We start from the raw sequence: 20,449 nt of genomic DNA on the forward strand, positions 1-20,449 counted from the left end.
AGGAGCCATCCCATGAAGGTCCGGACGTTCGTCTCGCTTTTCGCCCTCGTCGCCCTCCTGACAGGGCCATCGGCCAAGGCGGCCGAACCGGCCGCGGCTTCGAGGATTCCCACCGACCTGATTCAGGACCGGCCGAACCTGGCGGTCACCGCCTTCGACGGCGCCCTGGCCGCCGTCGGCTGGACCTGGGGCATGGTCAAGTCGGGGCTTTCGGTCATCGCCCCGCCGCCCCCGAGCCATCTGGCCCGCTCGGTATCGGAAGAAGATAAGGCGGAGTTGTTCAAGCTGCTGAATATCGCCGGCTACAAGCTGAAGGAGATCGATACCCAGGTGGGCATCATCCCCACCATCGCCTTCAAGTTCGCCATGATCCGCGAACTGTCGGCGGCGGACATCGATTTTCTCGACGCCAGCCTGGAAAAGTCCAAGATCCGCGATCCCGGCTTGTATACGGAAGTCCAGCGCACCATCGTCGGCACCGTGATGGCCATCAACAGCGGCGACGAATTCCTGGTTTCCGAACTGAAGGTCCAGCTTCTGCCCCTGCCCAAGGTGGCCTTCAGCGTCTCGCCCAAGGTGAGCGCGCTCAGCGAGGAAGGCAGCGCCCTCATGCGCGCCATCCAGAAGGTCGACCGTAAGGTGATGGGCGTCAGTCGCCGGGTGGGCAGCGTACCCGCCACGGCATCGGCGCCCGGCGAGCCGGGCCTCGCCGGCTTCAAGCTGTCCGACTGGCTGCTGGGCGGCGCCCTGGCTCTGCTCGCCATCGGCCTCCTGATCGAGTTGAAGCGGCAGATGGGCGGCACCGGCCTGCGTCCGGCCACCGCGCTCACCTATTTGCTGTTTGTCGCCAGTGGCGGCACCTGGATGGCTTACGGACACCTGCTCGGGTCCTGGCCGGTCCTGGCCGGTGGCGGGGTCGCCGCCGCCCTGTCCCTGGCTTTGGCGGCACAACGGCTGCGCGGAAGGCGCCATGGGGCGGAAGCGGGGGCGGCGGTGGAACTGGCGCCGGCAACCGTCTCGACGCCCGGGTGACCGGCGGGTGACGGCACGATATAGCCGCGGGAGCGGTGCATGACGCTGACCGTCGCCATTTCCATCTTCGCCGGCCTGGGGCTGTTCTTCATCGGGGTCAAGCTCATCACGTCGAGCCTGACCCAGCTCGCCAGTCTCAAGCTGCGCGCCGCCGTGCGCAAGGCGACAGGGAATCGCTGGCTATCCGCCATGATCGGCACCGTGGCCGGCGCGGTGACCCAAAGCAACAACGCCGTCACCTTCATCACCGTCGGCCTGGTGTCCAGCGGCGTGATGCAGGTGCGCCAGGGCCTGCCGTTGATCGCATGGACCTGCGTCGGCACCTCGGTCCTGGTCTTCATCGCCACGGTCGATATCCACGACGCGGTGCTGGCCTTGGTGGGCATCGCGGGCTCCTGCTATTTCCTCAATCTCGACAAGTCCCCGCGGTTCCGCCACATGGTCGGCGCCCTGCTGGGAGTGGCCCTGCTGTTCCAGGGCCTGGAGATGATCCGCGAGGCCTCGGTCTCGCTGCGCAATGTCGAGGGGCTCAGGGAATTCCTGGTCTACGCCCACGGCTCCCCCTGGCTGGCCTTCGCCCTCGGGGCCGCCCTCACTCCGGTGGTCCAGACGGCCAAGACGGTTTCGGCCATCGCCGTGGCCATGGTGTCGTCCGGCCTGCTCAGCATCGACCAGGCGATCATGATCGTGCTGGGAGCCAACTTCTCGTCCTGCCTGAACGTCGCCTTCATGTCGGCCAACATCGTCGGCACCAGCCGGCAGCTTTCGCTCTATCAGGCCGGGCTCAAGGTGGTGGGGGTGGCGGGGGTTCTGCCCTTCTTCCTCCTCGACTACGTCCTGCCCGGCAAGCCGGCCCTGTCCACCCTGGCCCTGGTCGGCGACAGCCTCAGCCTCCAGGTGGCGGTGGTCTACCTGCTGGTGCAGGTCGTGGCCCTGCTGCTCACCTGGCCCTTCGAGGACCCGTTGCTGCGGCTGCTGGCCCGTCTAGCGCCGCCGACCGTGCATGAGACCCTGTCGCGGCCGAAGTACATCTCGGAACACGCCCTGCTGGACGCGGTCACCGCCGCCGACCTGGCGGAACGGGAGCAACTGCGCCAAGTCGGCTTCCTGGCCGGCTACCTGGCCACGGTGCGCGAGGAAGCGGACGAAGGCGCCCCGGCCATTCCGCTGGCCGAGTTGCGCGATGCCAATTCCGCAGTGATGCGCGACACCGACGCCTTCCTCAAGTCGCTGCTGACCCAGAATCTGCACGGCGTGATGCTGGAGCGGGTCATCACCCTGCAGAACCGCAACGGCCTGCTGGCATCCCTGCAGGACAGCCTGCACCAATTCGCCGGGATCTTGGCCGACGCGCGGCGGATAGGCATCGAACATCGGCTGTTCGGCCATCTGGCCGAGACCCTGCACCTGATCCTCACCACCCTGCCGGCCGCACTGGCGGGAGATCGCGACGACGCCGAATTCCTGCAAGTCCTGACCGGCGACAAGACCGACCTGATGGAAAACATCCGCCGCACCCTGATGCACGGCGAAGGCGCCAGCGATCCCGGGGCCCAGGACGTGCTGTTCAACGCCACCACCCTGTTCGAACGCATCGTCTGGCTGGTGCGGCGCTTCGCCATCCTGGCCGATAGCGGACGCGAGACGGACCCGAAGGCCGCAGCCCCCGCATGATGGTCAAGCTGCTCAACCTCGACCTGCTTCCCCTCACCCTTTTGTTCATCCTGGGCGGGATGGCGGTCCATACGCTGGGCACCCTGGCCTTCGATCTGTACACCACCCAGCGCCAGCTGGCCGACAACAATGACCTGATCCAGACCAAGATGCCGATGTTCCAGAAGATCGTTCTTCTGGCCATCCTGTTCGGGGTCAGCATCAGTTGGTTGCACTACGGCACCGTCAACGCCCGCATCCAACAGGAGGCGACGCGCCTCGGGCTGCTGGCCCGCGCCGCCGAGGCGATGCCGGAGCCGGCACGCCCCCGCACGCTCCTGGCCATCGCCGCCTATGCCGAGACCATCGCCGATGCCGATTGGCGCCAGATGCGGGAAGGTGGCCGTTCCCAGGCGGCGGCCGACGCCCTGTCCAGGCTGGCGGCCACGGTCACCGCGACCGAGGTGGCGACACCCCGCCAGGAACTGCATCTGCGCCTTGCCAACCGGCTGGTACGCGAACTGGCGGCGGCGCGCGAGGCCCGCATCGAGTCCGCGCTCTTTCCCCTGGCCCAGGGGCTGCAGATCTTCCTGTACCTGACCCTGGGAGCCACCTTGCTGTTCATCTGGTTCGCCGGCCTGCCCTCGCTGTTCACCAAGCTGGTCATGGGCTGGTTCTTCGTCGCCCTTGTCATGGTGATCCTGATGTATATTCATGTCCTGTCCAATCCCCTGGGCGGCTATGCCGGCATGGACAGCGAGCCCTACGCCGAGGTGGCGCGTGCGGCCGCCAGGGCGGCTGGGCCGCCGCGATAGGAACGGAGACGGATGGACTTCATCACCGATCTGGTGGGCGAGATTTCCGGCGCCGGGGGATGGTTCCTCTGGCTGATCCACCTGCCGACCTGGACGGTGGCCGCGGTCATCCTGGCGGGCGGCATCCTGTTCTCGCTGCTCTGCGTGCTGGCGGTCAACAACTACGTCACCCAGGCGAGCCTGATCCAGAACAACCTGGTGGCTTCCTTCAAGCTGGGTTTCATCGCCGAAATCTTCGCCGGGCTGATGGCCTTCTTCATGGTCGAGGCCGGCACCCGTTACGGCAACGCCGACACCTACGTCCAGGTAGAGGCCGCCGCGTGGCGCAATCTGTCGCAGATCGTCGCCGAGTTTCCGCCCGAACAAGCCGCCGCCTTCCGCGCCAACCTGTCGCGCTACGCCGACAGCGTGGTGCGGACGGAATGGCCGACCATGGAAACCGGCGACGAGAGCCCGATCTCCGTCGCCGCCTTCGAGACCCTGCTGAACAGCTGGTTTGCCATCGAGCCGTCCGACCCCCGCCAGCAATCGGTGCTGGCGCTGGGTAACTTGGTGGTGTCCCAGGCGGTCGAGGCCCGCACCAGTCGCTTCAGCAACAACGTCTCCAACAGGATCGCGACGCTCACCTGGTTCACCCTGTTGGCGCTGGTGCTCATTTCGGTGGCCTTCAACGCCTTCTTCGGCATGCACAGCCTGCGTGGACAGCTCTGGATGGGCGCGGTCCTGGGCTTGGGCATCTTCGTCAACGTCTTCCTCGCCTTCGTGCTCGGCAACCCCTTCGCCGGCGACCTGGCGGTCGATCCAAGCCCCTTCCTGGAGTTGGCGCGATGAATGCCTCGGTCGATCTCGCCTACGATGTCCTGCCGCTGCTCGACACCCTGCTGCTCTGGGTGGCCAGCCAGCCGGTCTGGCTAGGCATGGCGACCGTGGTGGGCGGCACGATGCTGATTTCCCTGGTCGGGGCGGCCTTCGTCGGCCACGTGACCGATCCCCTCGTGCTGGCCGACAATAACCTGGTAAGCGGGGCCAAATACCAGTTCCTGTCCGAAGTCTACGCCGCCTTGCTGGCGTTCGTGCTGATCGCCGCCGCCTTCCGGTACACCGACGCACGCACCCAGGTGCAGACCGAGGCGACGGCCTTGCGCCTTTTCGATTCGACCATCGCCCAGCTTGCCAATCCCCAGGTCCCCGAAATCCGCGGGCTGGTCCGCACCTACGTGATCAATGTGGTGGAGAACGAGTTCATCACCATGCAGTTGGGCCGCGAAAGCCTGGGCGCCCGCGCCGCCTTCCAGCGCCTGCTCGGGGGCTACGCCAAGCTGGAGAACGTCGACGAGCACGAACGCCTGACCCGTCTTCAGGCCGACCAGTTCCTCGCCGACGCCATGGACAGCCGACAGCAACGGCTGGCCTCGGTGCGGCCCAAGCTCCGGACCTTGATCTGGGGGGTGCTGCTGTTCAGTTCCCTGCTATCCATCATGTTCAACTGGTTCTTCGCCGGCCCCAGCTTTCTGGCCCATGTGGCGATGGCCATGTTGCTGGCGGCGGGCATCGCCACCATCGTCTATATGACCTTGCTGCTCTACCACCCCTTCACCGGGGCCCTGGCCATTTCCCCGCGCCCCTTCGAATACCTGCTGCCGGCCGGGCACGGGGGCTAGAATGCTTTCTCATTCGAGGGCGGTTATGCTACATTTTCCCCGCGGGGGAGCGAAGCGGGTCGACAACCAGGAACGGAGTTCGCCATGAAGCGGTTGCTTGCTGCCCTCTGCATCGTCCTTCTGCCCGGTTTCGCCCACGCCGAGACCTTGGCGGCCGCCCAGCCGACGGCTCCCGCCGCTGGCGATTCCTCGTTCCTGACCACCGGAAACGTGGCAGCCGTCGGCGTCGGTGCCCTGGCCGGCTTGGCGGTGCTGCATGGCGCATTCTGCGTTCCGCCGGCCATCTCGGCTATCGTGGGCGGCCTGGGCGGCCATTGGTGGTACCGGCAATACGAAGCCGAACAGGCGGCGGCCAATCTCAACTACCGCAAGCCCAGCCACTTCGCGGTCACCCATATTCCCGGCAACGAGACTCAGCGCATCCGTTGGGTCGGCGCCGCCGACTCGGGCCTCTGAGCCGGAGCTTTTGGGGGAGCGAGCGACCGTTGGCACGCAAGGATAGAAAGACGGCCTCTGCGGGACGGGGCGCGCGGCCGGGCAAGGTACTGGTTGCCGCCACCGGAAAGGGGGGGGCCGGCAAGTCGACGGCCATCGCCTGCTTGGCGACCTACTGGGCGTCCGAAGGACACAAGGTGGCCTTGGTCGACGCCGATCCCAACCAGACATTGACCCGCTGGCACAAGAAGGGCCGCGAGTTGTCGGGGCTGACCCTTTGCACCGAGACGGACGAGCACGCGATCATTCCGGCCATCGTCGACTTGGCGGCCGAGCACGATCTGGTGCTGGTCGACTGCGCGGGTTTCAAGAACCAGGCGATGATCTTCGCCATCGGTGCGGCCGACTTGGTGCTGATCCCGGCAATGACGGACGAGGCCAACGTCTTCGAGGCCATGCGGACCCGCAAGCTGGTGGAAAGCGCCTCGCAATTGTCGCGCCGCGCCATCGACTCCCGCGCGGTGCTCTGCCGGGTGAAACGGTCCCAGGTGGCGGTCCATGCCCGCAAGCAGTTGGAAAGCTTGAAGGTTGCGCCGCTCACGGCCCAGTTCAACGACCGGGTCATCTTTCAGGAGGCGACCTTCTACGGCACATCGCCGACCGTCCTGGCGCCCAAAGGGGCCGCCGCCGTGGACGTGGCGCAAGTGGCCCACGAGATCGAGGCCATTTTCTGGCCGAAATGACGAGGGATTGCGGTAAGGAACCATGACGCACAAACACGAAATTCCCGGGGTCGATCCCGAGGCCTTGGATGATCTGGCCAAGCAGTTCCCGCCGGCCGCGGCCAAGATCGAGCCCGAGCAGGTCCGGCCGCAGACGGTGATTATCCGCAAACGCGCCTGGTTCGCCCTTCTTCTGGCCTTCCTCGCCTTGGTGGGGGCGGCGGCGTCCCTCGCCATGCCGACCTTCAAGCCCTGGCTGAAGGCCAACTACGGGCAGGAGCCGGTCGTGGCCTTCCTGATCGGGCCACGTAGCGAGATCGAAATCCTGAAGGACGAAATGAATGGCCTGCGTGGGCAGATCGCCCTGTTGGCCTCGCGCACCCAGGCTGGAGAGACCAATGTCACCGACACGGCGACGCGCCTCGGGCGGATCGAGAAGGCCACCGAAGGCCTGGCGGCCCGCGTCGAAACACTGGCGGCACCCGTCCCCAGCGGCGCCATGCCTGCCGCGCCTGCCGAGATCGAGGCCTGGGGCAACACCATCGCCAAGCGCGTCGAGATGCTGGAATCCGGAATCAACGACGCGGTCGGCCGTCTGACCGCCTTCGAAACCCGCATAATCACGGTCAACAAGCGCCTGGAAGCCTTCGATGCGGTTGGCGGCAATATCCGCACCGTCACCGAACGCCTGAACGGTACCGAGTCCGGTCTCGCCGGTCTCCAGGCCCAGATGGCCGAGGTCGGCACGGCGACCGGCAACCTATTGGCCGGGCTGAACAACCTGAACACGGTGGCAGGAGCCATCGACCAGCGCCTTGCCGCCCTGGAAGGACTCGGCGGCGCGTCCGAGGGCCGCCTGGCTGCCCTGGAAGGCGGAGTCAGGGAGGACCGCGGCCTCGTTCGCGCGATCCGCCTGGCGGTCGCCATCCAGCAACTCGGCACCCTATCGCAGACCCACAAGCCCTTCGCCCGCGAGGTCGAACAAGTGCGCCGCCTGGCCGGTGACCAAGCGGGCCTCGCCGCTGCATTGGACCGCTTGAACGCCCATTCGGATACCGGCGTCGCCACGGTGGCCGAACTGCGCGATAGCTTCAGCGCCATTTTGGTACCCAAGCTGCGCGCCCTGGCCGACGGTGGCGACCGTCCCTGGAGCGACCGCATGCGGGAATGGGTCAGTTCCGCCATCGCACCGACCGGCCCGCGTCCGGCCGACCGCGATCCCAATCTCAAGCTGATCGACGGCACGGTCCAGAAACTGGCCGAGGACGACCTCAAGGGCGCCATCGATGTCCTGACCCAACTGGAGGGTCCGCCGGCGACCCTGGCCCAGCGCTGGCTGGTCGAGGCCCGCGCCCGATTGGCGGTCGACGCGGCGACGGAAGGCCTGGCCGGATTGGCTCTCGATCTTATCGGCAGGAAGTCCTAGGTTCATCGGGGAAGGGATGGAGACGACCATGGTACGCTTCATGACTGCGACGGCCCTGGCCCTGACGGGAACGATGCTCTGGGCGGGCCCCGCCCCGGCGGCCGAACAGCCGCGCGGGCAAGTCGTGGCCCAGGCACCGGCCGAGTCTCCGTCCGCCGGGCGCACGCTTCGCGAGGACTTGGGCGCCATGGGCGACAAGGACACCCAAGTCGAAGCCGTGGAGAGTCGGCTCCTGGCCGCCGGCCTGGGCGCCATCGGCGGTGTCGTTCTGTTCAATTTCGCCATGGGCGGGACCGCCGCCCTGCCTTTCATGGCGGAAGCCATGCCGGCCGCTGGCAGCGGCATCACGGCGGTTTCCGCATCCACCGGGGCGGTGGCGGTCAGCCGCGTCTATGCGGTATCCAGTGCCGTGGGCGGCGCCCTGGTGGGTGACTACATCTATCGGCGCGCCCAGGCCAATCGCATGCCCTCCGTTCCCCGGCCGGTCGCCGACCGCGTGATTCCTCAGTGATGGCTGCGCCGGTACTGGTAGTATAGGGCGAACAGGGCCAAGGCCCAGAAATTCAGCTTGTAGAGCGCCCAGAAGGTCAGGGAGACCAAGTAGACGGTCATCCAGGCAGTCCAGGCCGTCGTGCCGAGGCAGGAAAGCAGTGCCCGCCAAGCGTCCCGCCGGGGCCATAACCGGTGAACCCAGACCGTCACCACGACCGGCAACACCAAGCTGGCGGCGACCGCCACCAGCACCTCGGGCAGGGACTGGTCGCGGACGGCGGCCAGAACCGGCCAGACTTCATAGGAGAAGATGTTGCCCCGGCCGGTCAGGAACTCGAAGAAACCGAGATTCCAGCTACTTTCCGGCACAAACAGGCCTTCCAGATCGAAATGGCTGGCCTCCAAGTTGCCGTAAAGCAGCAACCCGCCGATCAGCACGCCCTCCAGGCGCGACATGGTCGTCAGGATGGGGACCGCCCCGAAATCGGGAGTCGCCACATGGTGCAGCAGGTGGGTGCCGACGTTCGCCACCACGAGAGGCAAGGCGACGACCGCCAGGATTTGAAACAGGGCGATGGAGAATTCCACGTCGTCCTCCCTGCCCCGCTTGGCGACCGCCGACGCTCAGATACCCGACGCGTCCAGGCCCAAGGGGCCCAGGCCTTCGCGGGAATGGGCCGCCGCCAATGCCTCGGTGCCCACGATCTCGTTGCGGAAACGAACCAGACGCCAGTAGCCGAACATGTTGACGTTCCGCACCTCGACCGGACGCATGCGCGCCATGCCGAGCAAGGCGTCGAGTTCGAAATGCGGCCGGAATCCGATCAGTCCCGACAGGGGTGCCGAGGCCATCTCGACGGCCCGCAACAGGGGATGGGTCGAGGTGAAATGATTGACCACCACGATATCGCCCCCGGAAACGCAGACCCGCCGCATCTCGGCCATCAGTCTGGCCGGATCGCTAACCACCGAAGCCACGTACATGGCCACCACCGCGTCGAACGAACCATCGGCGAAGGCCATGTGCTGGGCATCCATTTCCAGGAGGCCGTGAACGTGGGCAAGGCCGTCCCGCTCCACCCGATCACGCGCCACCTCCAGCATGTCGATGGAAAGGTCGATGCCAACGACCGAGGCATCGTGGCGATAGAAGGGCAACGAAAGCCCGGTGCCCACGCCGACCTCCAGAATGCGCTGGCCGGCCCGCTGGTTGACCATATGGACCGTCGCCCGGCGACCGGGGGCGAAAAGGCTTCCGAACAAGAGATCGTAGACGGCCGCATAGCGGCGATAGGCGGCCTTGATGGACTCTGGGTTCATGGTCTTTTTTGGGCCGAAAAGGAAAAAGGCACCCCCCGCGCCGGGGGGCGCGGGGAATGATGCCGGGACGCGCTCGCCGCGTCAATTGAACGTGAATCGCGAGCCCTTGCCGGCCCGATCAAGGGCAAGCGCCTCGATCTTGGCCAGGGTCTCGTCGAGAGTGATACGCGCCTTGGCCTTGGCCACCCAAGGCGCAACCACCTCGGCCGCCGTCTCGGTCAGGCCTTCCAGGTGGACGATGGCGCCCTTGAAGTCGCCGGCGGCCAAGCTCCGATCCGCCTCGTGAACGACCTTCAGATCCGCGGTGGAACTGTTCGCCGGCCCGACCATGGACACGACCGACTCCAGGCGCACGGCGGAGGCCACCTTGGAAGCGGTCCAGTTCACCCAGCCTTCGTCCCGGCCCATGACCTTGCCGACCAGCATCTGATCGGGCATGCCGGAGAACAGGCGCACCAGTTCGTCCTTCGTCGGGGCGCCGGTCTTGGCGATTCCGCCCAGGCTGTTGAACAGGGTCGCCAACTCGCGATCCTTGAACGGGACCGCCTTGGCGAACAGGACCCAGTCCTTCTCGAAGGGCTGGGAAGTGGCGGCCGCGGTGCGCAGGTGAACGGTTGCCAGCAACGAGGACCGCACCGATCCGGGATCATTGGCCACCAGTTGAGTACCCCACATGGGCGACAGCGCGGCAATCAGGATGGCGAAAGCGCCGATCACCAGACTGGTCAGCACTCGCGAATCGAGACGCCCGACCTCGTGCCGCAACTGGTCGAGTTCCGCGGAGGAAATCGAAACAGGCGCCTTGGTGCTCAGCGTTTCCGCCGTCGTGTCATCCGCCGGGACTTCCGGCAGATCGGCGGCCTTCGAGCCGCCCTTGGAACGCACAGTACCCATAATTACCTCCGAACAACCACTGCACAAAAAATGCAGGGCGATGCGCAATCCTAAGTAGGAGAATCGTCACCCCGAGGAGTACCATGGGGCCCGAAGCGATGCAATAGACCTACCGGGGTATTGCCGGTAGGACAATGGGTTACCACATTGCTCGACGACTCGTGCCCGGACCGGTATCGTCTCCGACGTCTAGATGTCTTAAGGAGTCCCGGTGAGTTATCGTCGCCGTCTGACCCTCATGGTCACCGCTCTTCTGCTTGTGACCGTGACCGCGGTCTCCGGCCTACTGGCCTGGAGCAGCCACCGCGCCATGCTGGAAGAGGCCGAGATGTCCGGCCAGTTGGTCGCCAAGGTCCTGGCGCGCAGCGCCGTCCTCGCCCGCCAACTCCCGCGCGAGATGGAGGATGTGGTCGGCGACATGATGGTCTCGGCGGCCCGCATCGCCGGCCGCCTGATCGCCGAGTCGGAAGCGGCGGGTCGTGGTCCCGGTGAAATCGCGGCCATGCTGGAGGACATCGTCCGCCAATCGACCATCTCGGAGTTCTGGATCACCGACCGGAACGGCCACGCCTATCTGCACAGCCTGCCGGGGGTCGACTTCACCTTCGATCCGGACCCGGCCAAACAGCCCCAGGCCCACGCCTTCTGGCCCCTATTGACCGGCAAGGCCGACCGGGTGGTGCAGGAAGCCCGCAAACGCGAGATCGACAACCGGGTCTTCAAATACGTGGGCGTGCCGGGCGTCGACGGGCCGCGCATCGTGCAATTGGGCGTCGACGTCGGTTTCCTGGAAGCCGTCGCCGACCGGGTCGGCCTGCACCGCATGGTCAAGAGCCTGTTGGCCGGGGGCGACATCAACGCCATCTGGGTGATCGGAAACGACCTGGAAACCATCGCCCACGCCTCGGTCTACGGCTCCGAGACCAACCCACAGCCGGACGAGGCCGAACTCGCCCTGCTGCGCGAGGTTCTGGCGGCCGGGGAGACCGATAGCAGGCTACGTCCCGGCCATCTGGCCGTGGCGGCCCCGGTAATCGACGAGGGCAGGGCCATCGGACTGGCCCTGGTGCGCCTGCCCACCGACAAGCTGCGCGGCATGCTGCATTCCCAGACTCGGATCACCTTGGTGATCGTCCTGATCGCCTTGGCCGTCGGGGCGCTGGTCTCGGTTCTCGCCGCTCAGCGCGTCACCGGACCGGTCACCCGCGTCACCGAGGCGGCGATGGCCATGGAAGCCCGCAGCTTCAAGCCGGAAGCCCTGGCGGACACCGCCGCCCGCCCCGACGAAATCGGCCGTCTGGCGGCGGTCTTCCGGCGCATGGCCGCAGACGTTCTGGCCCGCGAGGAACAACTGGACGGCTTGGTCCGCGAACGGACCCGCGACCTGGAAGCCAAGACCGATCTTCTGGTCCAGGCGCACCATCGCATCGACGAGGAACTGAAAGTCGCCCAGGCGCTGCAGATCGCCATGCTGCCCACGGATTTCCTGCGCCATCCCCGCTACGAGATGTTCGGCCTGATGGCGCCGGCCCGCGAGGTGGGCGGCGATTTCTACGATTTCGTCGCCCTTGACGGCCGCCACGTACTGGTGACGGTGGGCGACGTGTCGGGCAAGGGCGTTCCGGCCGCCTTCTTCATGGTCCTGACCCGTACCCTGATGCAGAACATGGCGAGCGCCGAGGGCTCGCCCGGAACGCTGCTGGCCCAGGTCAACGACCGGCTCTGCCGCAGCAACCCGCAGAACCTGTTCGTCACCGTGTTCTGCGCCATTCTCGACACCGCCACCGGGGATCTGCGCTATGCCAACGGCGGCCACAATCCGCCGTTGCGCCTGGGAGCCGACGGGACCATCTCCACCTTGCCCAGCACGGGCGACATGGCGTTAGGCGTAATGGACGGAGAGACCTACCGGGAAGTCCTCGTCCAGCTAGGCAAGGGCGAGACCCTGTTCCTCTACACCGACGGCCTGACCGAAGCCTTCGCCCCCGACGGCAGCCTGTTCGGCGAGGCGCGGCTGGCCGAGGTGATGCGCCGCAGCCGGAGCCTGTCCATGCAAGCCCTGGTGGTCGAAGCGATTACTGCGGTCGAAAGCTTCGCCGCCGGCTTGGAACAGGCCGACGACGCCACCTGCCTTGCGCTCCGGTTCAAGGGCGAGGCTCCCACCGAGACGGCCTGAACTTTGAAAGTCTTGCTTTCTCGGGGCGGCGCGGTATGGTTTCGCCTGGGATTTCAACCGTTGAGTTGGCAAACGAATGGCGGTCGAGGAAGCATTTTCGCGTGATCCGGGGCTTGCCTCCGGCAAGGCGCGGCGTTTCGCCGACTACGTCCGGCTGCATGGCGGCGAACGCAAGGTGATCTATGTCGAGCAGGAGCACCAGATGCTCAAGGACGGGGTCTCCGACTTCGGCCTGACCCTCGACGAGGCCAAGGGCATCCTGTTCAACACCGCCCATGCCGGCAACGCCACCTTGGAAAGCCAGGTCGAGGTCTACCTCCAGCCCTTCCTGGAACGCATGTCCAAGAAAGGCAAGATCTCGCGCAAGGAATTCCGCGAGGCGGTCAAGATCTACCAGACCATGACCCACGAGACCCTGGAGAAGGCGGAAGCCGAAAAGCGGGTCAAGGGCATCGCCAAGCGCCGCGGCCTGAAGGCCAAGCGCGACTGGCTGCGCCTGGGGTCGCGCAAGTGGTACAACCGCATCGAAGCGGCCTGATAGGGGCCGATGACCGTCCCGCCTCCCGCCCCTCCCGCCCCACCCCCTCGTTCGTCGAACCAACGCCGTGCCGGACTACTGGCCCTGGCGGCCTTGCTGGGAGCGGGAGCCCTGGCACTGCTCGATGACCGGCCGGCGTCCGGGCCCGAAATCCCCCCGATGCCCACCCCGGTGGCATCCGCCTTCGCCGCTCCCCTGCCGCCGCCATCCGCCGAGGATTGGGAATCCGTCGACCGGCAGATCGCGGAAATCCTTTTGACCGCCCGCCGCGAAAGCCAGGCCCTGGCCCAGAAGCGGATAAGCGAGTTGGCCCACGCCCTGAACGAGCGGGTGTCGTCGGCCTTCCTGCCCTGGTACCTTTCCTTCGCTCGGCGCAAGCTGGAAGAATTGCGAGCCTACAACTACTATGCGGTCGACTGGCTGCATAACCTGGCAACCGGCGAGACCCGCGATTCCGGGACCCCGGCCCTGATGGCCACCTTCGAGGAACAGTTCTCCGAACAGGTCATGAAGCCGGAAGACACCCGCCGCCGCCTGCAAGGCATCGGACGCGAGACCGCCCAGGAATTCGGTTCCCGTGTCGCCCGCTCCCTCCAGTTGCTCCAGGAGGAACGCGGCATCTCCTTCGCCCAGTGGAACCGCCGCCTGATGGACTTGCCGCCGTTAAACTTCACCGGAGCGGCTGGCCAACCCATCCGGATGACCTTGAACGCCCTCACCGCTCCCGATCCGGTCTGGCACGACCTGGGCGCCGCCATCGGCGCGGGATTGGCATCGCGGTTCGAACGGGTCCCGTCCATCGTCGACAAGGCGCGCCTCGTCACGCCAAAGGGCGAAAGCATCTTCGCCGTCGGCCAGCATGTCGGCCTCTATTTCGGTTCCTATGTGGTCTATTGGGTCGGATTGCTGATCCTGGTGCACCTGGGGATAATCCCGATCAACCTGTTCGGCGCCCTGATCGGCTGGCTGGCCTGGGAGATCTTCGCCTGGGGCAGTTGGATCGGCCTGGAATCCTTGGATTTCGAGCAAACCCGTGCCGAACTGGAGCCGGTCATCCTGAACCACGCCGACGCCTATTTCGCCCAGGTACGGAACCTGCTTGCCGACTTGGGGCCGAGCGGCCCCTTCAAGGCCCTGTTGCAACTGGCACCTTGACCGCCCGGTCCAACTGCGCGCGGGCGTAATCCAGTTGCCGGTCGATCTCCCGCCGCGCCTGATCCAGCCAGCGAGCCCGCAGGTCGGCCTTGGCACGGCGGAGCTTGGCCTGAACGTCTTCTTCGAAAGCCTGCCGGCTCACCGCCTCATCCAGGCGGCTTATCAGGTAGTCGATGCCCAGCACCCCGGCCACGGTCAGAGCCAGACTGGCGGGACCGCCCAGGAACGCGACATCGGCCGCACCGGAGAGCGTTTCGCCGACCACGCCCGCGGTCACCACCGCCGGGCCTCGAAAGGCGAGCCGCGCCATCACCGGGCGGGCCATGCGGCCCTCGATTTCACCCGGAGTCCCGTTCAGCGGATGGAATCCGTCATCGGGCAGCGGCGGGGCGGCGGCGGCCTCGGGCAATTCCGCCCCCGCATCCATCGGCCGCTGCCGGTAGAGGGCGACGACCAGCAGGCCGTCGGCCGCGGAATCGCGGATCGCCCGCGTCACCCGGTCCCACCAGCGCCGATGAGCATCTTCGATGGCCCGCCCTCCCCCGCCCGGCTGCAGGACCAGACTCTCGAACTGGCCGACCACCACGTCGTCCCAGGCTCCTTGAATCGACTCGCGAAAGCCGGCATGCCGGTCGCTGCCGGGCCAGGCTGCAGCGGCCCCCACTCCTTCACGCAACAGGACGTAACTGGTCCGCCAGCGAAAAGCCCAGGCACCGAATTCGGGCACCCGGCCGGCGAAGCGGTCGAACAAAGGGTCGAGAACCGCATCCAGCGATAGCTCTGCGTGGCCGAGCAGGGCGCGGGCCTCGTCGTCGATCTGGCTCAGGCGAATGGCGGCGAACTTCCGCCATTCGTAAGCTGCCTTGCCGCTGGGGACCGGCGCCTTGGCCCAGGCATCGCCCCGCGAAAACCTCTCGACCGGCAGCACCGACGCCAAAGCAAAACCGCCGGCCGCCAAAGCTCCCGTCAGAAGTAAACCATTGCGCAGACGCCGGGAGACCATTGCCGTCAGGACGCGTGCCGCTTGAGGGTATCGATGGCCCGCAGGATGGACTGGTGGTCGCCATCGTAAAGGCGGTCGGTGGGAGTGAGGACGAAGCGCGCCTTGGGCAGCGGCAACATGACCACGTCCAGGGTCTCGATCCGGTAGACCTCGGTCTCGGCCGCTTCCAACAACACGTTGATGATGGACCGTTGCAGGCGTGCCACCACGCTGCCGTCCCGCTTGGCGAAACCGTCCAGGCGGCGTTCCAGGAACTCGCGGTCCGATTCCGACATCTCGCGGGCGATCTGGAAGGTCGCCGACACGCCGGGCACCAAGCCCACCGAAGTCTCGACCTCCTTGATACGGTAGCCGGCGTCGGCCAGCAAGGACCAGAACTCGGTCTCGTGGTTGCCGATACGGGTGGCGAATTCGGCCGGCGAGGGCGGCAGGAAGGCGGATAGGAAGGAGCCCACCGCCGACTTGGTGGATGCCCAGGCGGACAGCGCCTTTTCCTCGATGGTCAGCACCAGGGATGGTTCTGGGACCGCCGTCGCCGCCTCGTTGTTGGGCCCCGCCCCGGCCGAGGACGCGGACGTTAGCCACAGGACAGTTACAAGAGCCGGCGGCAACGGGAATTTCATGGCGGGCTTCCTTCTAGCGGCTCATGGGGCGTTGCATCAGCGCTTCCAGACGTTGGCGGGCCCTGTCGGAAGGTGGCAGCAGCATCAGGCCCAGGCGTTCGAAGAAGCCGCCCGGATCGACAGCCTGCTCGCTGGCCGTGTCCAACAGGAACTCTCGCAGGCCGCGCGTCACGCCGTAGCCCTTGCGGCCGTGCATGTGACCCACCTTGAAATAAAAATATATCTTGCGGCTCAGCAGGTACTCGCCGCTTTCCACGCTCTGCTGGGTGGGCAGGACGCCCTCGAACGGCAACAACGGCGAGGTCGGCATCAGGCTGTCGTGGACACGGCGCGGCACGACCGCCAGCGCGCCGGGCGGCATGCTATTGAGGAAGTTGGTCATCGCCTCCGCCGTTCCGGATTCGGAAATGCGCCCGTCCTCGCGCGCCGCGATACACTTGCGCACCCGGTCTCCGGCTCCGTAGATGGCCCGGATCTCGGGCACGTAGCGGCAGCCGCCTTCCATGGCACGGTCGTCGAACAGATGCCGGAGTCCACTGCCCCCCGGAGGCAGGGCCACCTGGATTTCCGTGTCGGGCAGCTTGGCGTCGACGTCCGTCCAACGCCGCGCGGCGTTGGTATAAAAGACCCCGTCTCGGGGTACTTCCAGGGCCAGGGCCCGGTACAGCGTCTCCGCCGTGGCGTTGAAGGGCAGGGCCCCCTGACGGGCCGCCAGCACCAGCACCTCGTGCCCGACCGCCACTTCGACGATCTCCGACACCCCCTGCTCGCCGCAGACCCGGAATTCGTTGCGGCTGATCCGCCGGGGCGCCACCACCACGTCGGGATACTCGACGCCGATGCCCTTGCAGAAACGGGCAAAGGCATTGGTGGCCGTCTGATAGTCGATGGCGGGAACAGGGAACTGCCGACGGGCCACGAAGTACTGGGCCGCGGCTTCGGCATAGGGGCGCATCACGGCGGGAGCGGCGATCGCCAAGTTCTTGCGCAGGGCGAATTCCTCGATCGCCTCGCCCGGCGGCTGCGCCGCGGCCTGCGGAACCAGGAGTAGAATGGCCAAACCGGACAACCAGCGCCCGACGCGTGCTGCCGAGACGGACATCTTCTTCCCCCAACTATTCTGACATTTTCCGACATGGTAAAGAAAGAGTAGCCCCGATGCAAACGGCCGGATGGCATACTTGACTCTCCGCCGATCTTCGCGGGAGGATCGACGGTTTGCGCGGAGAAGGGTGGGCAGAATGAGCGATTCGCCGGCAAGGGATTCGAGCTTCTCCGCCCGCTTCAACCGGATCATGCGGCTGACGCTGACGGTCGTGCTGTTCATTTCGGGCGGTCTGGCCTACTTGCAGTTCGACGAGCGCCGCCGGGCCGAGCGCGACCTGCTGGTCCAACGCCTGGACGAGCGGGCCCAGGCGCTCAACTTCATCATGAAGAGCAGCGCCGACTACGTCGAAGCCATGCGCCTGGCGGGCGAATCCTGGTATACGGTCCAGGGTGCCCGCCCCCCTGCCCGCCCGCCGCTGCTCGAAGCGGCACTCGCCCAGGCCAGCGAGGGCATGTGGCGGCTGGACGATATCCCCAAGCCCTACGAGCGCCGCCATACCGGCAACCTGACCGGCCTGGAGCAACCCCTCGACGACAGCCTGCGGTACGAGTTGGAAATGGCGCTATCCCTCAATCCGCTGTTCGAGGTGATCGCCAAGAACATCCCCAATGCGGCCTGGTCCTATTACACCTCGAAGCGGAACTTCATCCTCATCCATCCCTGGGTGCCGTCCAGCGAGTTCAAATATACTCCGGAACTCTATACCCACGGCTTCTATACGGAAGGCCTGCCGGAGAACAACCGGGAGCGCCGCCGTTTCTGGACCGAGGCCTATATCGATCAGGCCGGCAAGGGCCTGATGGTGACCTGCGGCGCCCCGGTCTATGAAGGCGACGGCTTTCGCGGCACCGTGGCCCTCGATCTGACCCTGGACGTGTTGAACGAGTTCGTGCGGGCTTTTTCCTCTCCGCACGGGACGCTCTTCGTGGTCAACGAACGCGGCCAGTTGCTCGCCCATCCGACGGCCGTCGCTTCCGCCGACAAGGCGGTGAAGACCGTCGCCGACGCCCTGCCCCCGGCCCTGGCCAGCCTTAATCCGGCGACGCTTCTGGCCGGCACCTCCCAGAGCCTGGACGCCGTCGGCGCCCATTACGTCTGGTCGCGCAAGCTGGCCGACGCCCCCTGGCGCTTGGTCTACGTCGGCGACCGCTTGGCCATGCTGCGCGACCTGTTCGTCGACGCCGGCACCGATGTGGCGGCCTTGTTGATCGGCCTGTCCCTGATGCTGCTGATGGCGACCCGGGCCACCCGGCGGGAGTTTATCGCCCCCGCCCAGAAGCTGGTCGATCACATCGAGCTGGAAAGCCGCGCGGCGGCAGTCGGCATTCCCGACGTGCCCGAGGGCTGGCGGCCCTGGTTCGAGACCATCACCCGCATCTTCAACGACCACGGCCAACTGGTCTCCATCCGCCAGGAACTGGACGTGGCCCGGCGCATGCAGCATTCGATCCTGCCGACCCGCTTTCCCAGCCGCCCCGACGTCCAGTTGCACGCCCGCATGATCGCGGCCAAGGAAGTGGGCGGCGATTTCTACGATTTCTTCTGGCTGGATGCCAACCGGCTGGGCATCGCCATTGCCGACGTCTCGGGCAAGGGCGTGCCGGCGGCGCTCTTCATGGCCGTGGCCCGCACTTTGCTGCGCGCCACCGCGCCCACCACCGCCGGCCCCGGCCCCTGCTTGGCCCTGGCCAACGACCTGCTGTCCCAGGAAAACGACACCGGCATGTTCGTCACCCTGTTCTATGCGGTGTTCGACACGGCGACCGGCCATCTGAGCTATGCCAACGGCGGACACAACCCGCCCTTCCTGATCGGGGCCGACGGTATCGGCCGGGCCCTGCCGACCACCGGCGGCATGGCCCTGGGGGTCCTGGAGGGCGAAAGCTACGCCGAGGGCGCCGTCGACCTGGGACCGGGCGACTCCTTGTTCCTCTACACCGATGGCGTTACCGAGGCTTTCGATACGGGAGGCCGGCTGTTCACCGAGGCACGGCTGGCCGGGGTACTGGACGGCGGCCAAAGCCTGGGCGCCGCCGACTTGGTCGACAAGGTTGTCCACGCGGTGGAAGGCTTCGCCGCCGGAGCAGCCCAATCCGACGACATCACCTGCGTCGCCCTGCACTTCACCCGCCCCTTGACGGCCGGTGCGCCATGACCCATCGCCTTGAGGTCCGCCTCGCCAACGAACTGCCCGAAATCGGTCGCCTGATGGACGAGGTGAAGAAATTCGGAGAATCCTGTAGCGCACCGCCTCCGGTGGTTTTCGACTTCACCCTGGCCTTCGACGAGCTGTTGACCAATACCATCACCTACGGCTTCGAGGCGGACAGCCGCCACGAGATCGTGGTCCGCCTGGCGGTCGAGGGCGATCACCTGGTCGGCGAGATCCGCGACGACGGCAAGGCATTCAATCCGCTGGAAATCCCCGATCCTGACTTGTCCCTGGATATCGACGAACGGCCGATCGGCGGCCTGGGAGTCTTCTTCGTGCGGAAGGTCATGGATCGGGTGGACTATCGCCGCGAAGACGGATTCAATATCATCACCTTGCGCAAGGCCTTGAGCGGGGCCGGCAGCCAAGACGGGGAATGACATGGAACTGCGGGAAAGCAACGAAAGCGGCCAAGTGGTCGTGGAACTGAATGGACGCCTCGACAGCAACACCTGCAAGCCGGTGGAAGACCGTCTGGTGGCCCTGCTGGACGGCGGCACCCAGGCCCTGGTGCTCGACTTCACCGGTCTCGAATACATCAGCAGCGCCGGACTGCGAGTCCTGTTGGTGACGGCCAAGCGCATGAAGGCGGCGCAGGGCCGCCTGTCCATCTGCGCGATTCGGCCGGAAGTGCGCGAAGTCTTCGAGATCAGCGGCTTCTCGAAGATCTTCAGCATCTTCCCCAGCCGGGTGGAGGCCGTGGGTTAGGGCGGCGGAAATTTGGTATCATGATCGCTCTTCCCCGGATCGAGTTAGGCCCCGTGAAGAAGCTGTTCGCCAAGCTTCTGGACTGGACAAGGCAAGAGTTGCCTTCCCATCACCCGCGGCCCGGTATCCTGGTCGCCAAGGGGACGGGCGGCCGGCTCGAGTTGGACGGCAACCGGCTGCGCATCACCAAGGGCGGCTGGTTCGGCATTCTGGTCACCCTGCTGGGCATCGAAGGCGGTTTCGTCGAACGGACCATCCGGGTGAACCTGATCTCGGCCATCGAATTCGACAAGCCGGCATTCTTCTTCCGCTACGTGCGCATTTCCTACCCCGGAGCCCCGGAGTTGACGGGCAGCGACGCCAGGGACATGATGGCCGAGAACGCCATGCTCATGAGCCTTATCGACAACCGTATGTTCTACATCATCAAGGCACGCATCGAACATCTCATGGACCGCCAGGTGCAGGTCCTTTAG

Annotated in this window: 22 protein-coding genes; 16 read left to right on the top strand and 6 right to left on the bottom strand. The window is 66.2% G+C overall.

Going from position 1 to position 20,449, the window contains the following annotated elements; genetic code table 11:
• Positions 1-12 precede the first annotated feature (12 nt).
• The 9 genes from H7841_02370 (at position 13) to H7841_02410 (ending at position 8,255) form a co-directional block, all read left to right on the top strand.
• Positions 13-1,032 carry a hypothetical protein gene (locus H7841_02370; protein MEO5335728.1) on the top strand — a complete coding sequence of 340 codons (1,020 nt, stop codon included), beginning with the start codon at positions 13-15 and terminating at the stop codon, positions 1,030-1,032.
• Between the two features lie 39 nt (positions 1,033-1,071).
• Complete coding sequence (locus H7841_02375; protein ID MEO5335729.1) at positions 1,072-2,706, top strand: Na/Pi symporter; 1,635 nt, start codon at positions 1,072-1,074, stop codon at positions 2,704-2,706.
• Positions 2,703-3,500 (top strand): DUF4239 domain-containing protein, encoded by a 798-nt coding sequence (locus tag H7841_02380; protein MEO5335730.1) that lies wholly within the window; start codon positions 2,703-2,705, stop codon positions 3,498-3,500. The genes H7841_02375 and H7841_02380 overlap by 4 nt, the downstream gene beginning before the upstream one ends.
• Positions 3,501-3,512: 12 nt before the next feature.
• Entirely contained in the window at positions 3,513-4,331 is an 819-nt protein-coding gene (locus H7841_02385; protein ID MEO5335731.1) for a DUF4239 domain-containing protein, read from the top strand.
• Entirely contained in the window at positions 4,328-5,161 is an 834-nt protein-coding gene (locus H7841_02390) for a DUF4239 domain-containing protein (GenBank protein ID MEO5335732.1), read from the top strand. Before H7841_02385 ends, H7841_02390 begins: the two co-directional genes overlap by 4 nt.
• A gap of 84 nt (positions 5,162-5,245) precedes the next feature.
• Positions 5,246-5,617 (top strand): hypothetical protein, encoded by a 372-nt coding sequence (locus tag H7841_02395; GenBank protein ID MEO5335733.1) that lies wholly within the window; start codon positions 5,246-5,248, stop codon positions 5,615-5,617.
• 29 nt (positions 5,618-5,646) lie between these two features.
• Complete coding sequence (locus tag H7841_02400; protein MEO5335734.1) at positions 5,647-6,339, top strand: ParA family protein; 693 nt, start codon at positions 5,647-5,649, stop codon at positions 6,337-6,339.
• Between the two features lie 22 nt (positions 6,340-6,361).
• On the top strand, positions 6,362-7,744 hold the full coding sequence (locus H7841_02405) for a mitofilin family membrane protein (protein MEO5335735.1): 1,383 nt from the start codon (positions 6,362-6,364) through the stop codon (positions 7,742-7,744).
• A gap of 28 nt (positions 7,745-7,772) precedes the next feature.
• Positions 7,773-8,255: a hypothetical protein gene (locus tag H7841_02410; GenBank protein ID MEO5335736.1), complete on the top strand. Its 483-nt coding sequence runs from the start codon at positions 7,773-7,775 to the stop codon at positions 8,253-8,255.
• Here H7841_02410 and H7841_02415 read toward each other — a convergent pair.
• The 3 genes from H7841_02415 to H7841_02425 form a co-directional block, all read right to left on the bottom strand.
• Positions 8,249-8,824: a hypothetical protein gene (locus H7841_02415; protein MEO5335737.1), complete on the bottom strand. Its 576-nt coding sequence runs from the start codon at positions 8,822-8,824 to the stop codon at positions 8,249-8,251. The genes H7841_02410 and H7841_02415 overlap by 7 nt on opposite strands.
• 36 nt (positions 8,825-8,860) lie before the next feature.
• The gene (locus H7841_02420; GenBank protein MEO5335738.1) at positions 8,861-9,556 is read right to left on the bottom strand and encodes a class I SAM-dependent methyltransferase; all 696 of its coding nucleotides are present in this window, start codon (positions 9,554-9,556) and stop codon (positions 8,861-8,863) included.
• A gap of 81 nt (positions 9,557-9,637) precedes the next feature.
• A complete protein-coding gene (locus tag H7841_02425) occupies positions 9,638-10,450 on the bottom strand; it encodes a hypothetical protein (GenBank protein MEO5335739.1) in 813 nt (270 codons plus the stop codon).
• Positions 10,451-10,661: 211 nt separating this feature from the next.
• Here H7841_02425 and H7841_02430 point away from each other — a divergent pair, with 211 nt between their 5' ends.
• The 3 genes from H7841_02430 (at position 10,662) to H7841_02440 (ending at position 14,319) form a co-directional block, all read left to right on the top strand.
• Positions 10,662-12,626 carry a SpoIIE family protein phosphatase gene (locus H7841_02430; GenBank protein ID MEO5335740.1) on the top strand — a complete coding sequence of 655 codons (1,965 nt, stop codon included), beginning with the start codon at positions 10,662-10,664 and terminating at the stop codon, positions 12,624-12,626.
• A gap of 76 nt (positions 12,627-12,702) precedes the next feature.
• Positions 12,703-13,164, top strand: coding sequence for a hypothetical protein (locus H7841_02435; GenBank protein MEO5335741.1), 462 nt, complete (start codon positions 12,703-12,705; stop codon positions 13,162-13,164).
• 9 nt (positions 13,165-13,173) lie between these two features.
• Entirely contained in the window at positions 13,174-14,319 is a 1,146-nt protein-coding gene (locus tag H7841_02440) for a hypothetical protein (GenBank protein ID MEO5335742.1), read from the top strand.
• Here H7841_02440 and H7841_02445 read toward each other — a convergent pair.
• From H7841_02445 to H7841_02455, 3 genes are all read right to left on the bottom strand, one after another.
• The gene (locus H7841_02445; GenBank protein MEO5335743.1) at positions 14,291-15,256 is read right to left on the bottom strand and encodes a hypothetical protein; all 966 of its coding nucleotides are present in this window, start codon (positions 15,254-15,256) and stop codon (positions 14,291-14,293) included. The two genes, H7841_02440 and H7841_02445, sit on opposite strands and share 29 nt — an antisense overlap.
• 71 nt (positions 15,257-15,327) lie before the next feature.
• Positions 15,328-15,945: a hypothetical protein gene (locus H7841_02450; protein MEO5335744.1), complete on the bottom strand. Its 618-nt coding sequence runs from the start codon at positions 15,943-15,945 to the stop codon at positions 15,328-15,330.
• Positions 15,946-15,958: 13 nt separating this feature from the next.
• Positions 15,959-17,047, bottom strand: coding sequence for a substrate-binding domain-containing protein (locus H7841_02455; protein ID MEO5335745.1), 1,089 nt, complete (start codon positions 17,045-17,047; stop codon positions 15,959-15,961).
• Positions 17,048-17,186: 139 nt separating this feature from the next.
• Here H7841_02455 and H7841_02460 point away from each other — a divergent pair, with 139 nt between their 5' ends.
• The 4 genes from H7841_02460 to H7841_02475 are packed head-to-tail and all read left to right on the top strand — an operon-like array spanning position 17,187 to position 20,449.
• The gene (locus tag H7841_02460) at positions 17,187-19,208 is read left to right on the top strand and encodes a SpoIIE family protein phosphatase (protein ID MEO5335746.1); all 2,022 of its coding nucleotides are present in this window, start codon (positions 17,187-17,189) and stop codon (positions 19,206-19,208) included.
• Positions 19,205-19,645: an ATP-binding protein gene (locus H7841_02465; GenBank protein ID MEO5335747.1), complete on the top strand. Its 441-nt coding sequence runs from the start codon at positions 19,205-19,207 to the stop codon at positions 19,643-19,645. Before H7841_02460 ends, H7841_02465 begins: the two co-directional genes overlap by 4 nt.
• 1 nt (position 19,646) lies before the next feature.
• Entirely contained in the window at positions 19,647-19,973 is a 327-nt protein-coding gene (locus tag H7841_02470; protein MEO5335748.1) for an STAS domain-containing protein, read from the top strand.
• Positions 19,974-19,993: 20 nt separating this feature from the next.
• Positions 19,994-20,449, top strand: coding sequence for a hypothetical protein (locus tag H7841_02475; GenBank protein ID MEO5335749.1), 456 nt, complete (start codon positions 19,994-19,996; stop codon positions 20,447-20,449).

The organism is Magnetospirillum sp. WYHS-4, from assembly GCA_039908345.1.
In the GTDB taxonomy this organism is placed as follows: domain Bacteria; phylum Pseudomonadota; class Alphaproteobacteria; order Rhodospirillales; family GLO-3; genus JAMOBD01.